1 protein-coding gene is annotated in these 1,037 nt (G+C 72.5%); it reads right to left on the minus strand.

The annotated features are described in order from the left end of the window. A partial coding sequence (cofG, locus tag G6017_RS11490; RefSeq protein WP_241731500.1) for a 7,8-didemethyl-8-hydroxy-5-deazariboflavin synthase CofG occupies positions 1 to 1,036 on the minus strand: 1,036 nt, incomplete at its 3' end. Position 1,037: the final 1 nt, after the last annotated feature.

Genomic DNA, 1,037 nt, shown 5'->3' on the forward strand with positions numbered 1-1,037 from the left:
CGGCGGTCAGTCCCTCCAGATGCGGCCACGGCCGCTCGGGGTTGACGTGGTCGGGTGTGAGCGGGGAGATGCCGCCCAGGTCGTCCACCCCCGCGCCGATGAGGGCCAGCACGTCCTGCCGGTCGACCAGGTTCGGCGGGGCCTGGACGGCGACCCGCGGGTCGAGCACCAGGCGCGCGACGGCGATCGCGGCGAGGAACTCGTCGGTGTCCGCGTCGGCCGAGTCGCGCATGGCGGTGTCGGGCTTGGCCCGGAAGTTCTGGACGATCACCTCCTGGAGGTGTCCGAACTCCCTGGCCAGCCCGGCCAGCGCGAGCAGACTGTCGGCCCGCTCGGTCCTGTTCTCCCCGATCCCCACCAGGATCCCCGAGGTGAACGGCACCGCGAGACGCCCCGCGTCGGTCAGGGTGCGCAGCCGCACGGCCGGGTCCTTGTCCGGGCTGCCGTGGTGACACGCACCCGGGGTGGTGAACAACCTCGTGGCCGTGGTCTCGAGCATCATCCCCATGGACGGTGCGACCGGCTTGAGGGTGGACATCTCCGACCAGCTCATCACGCCGGGATTGAGGTGCGGCAGCAGACCGGTCTCCTCCAACACCCGGATGGCCATGGCCCGGACGTAGTCCAGCGTCGAGGAGAAGCCGCGCGATTCGAGCCACTCCCTCGCCTCGGGCCACCGGTCCTCCGGTCGGTCGCCCAACGTGAAGAGCGCCTCCTTGCACCCGGCCTCCGCGCCGCGCCGGCACAGGTCCACCACCTCGTCGGGGTCGAGGAACATGCCCTCGCCGGCGGCCCGGAGTTTCCCCGGCACGGTGACGAAGGTGCAGTAGTGGCAGCGGTCGCGGCACAGGCGGGTGAGCGGGACGAACACCTTGCGGGAGTACGTCACCACCCCCGGACGCCCCTCGTCGAGGAGGCGGGCGTCGCGACGCGCGGCCGCCAGCCCGGTCAGCCGGACGAGATCGTCTCCGCGCGCGGCCAGCAACACCGCCGCCTCGGTCACGTCGAGGGTGAGCCCGTCGGAGGCCCGGCGCAGC

It is taken from the genome of Dietzia sp. B44 (genome assembly GCF_014145245.1).
Taxonomy (GTDB): domain Bacteria; phylum Actinomycetota; class Actinomycetes; order Mycobacteriales; family Mycobacteriaceae; genus Dietzia; species Dietzia natronolimnaea.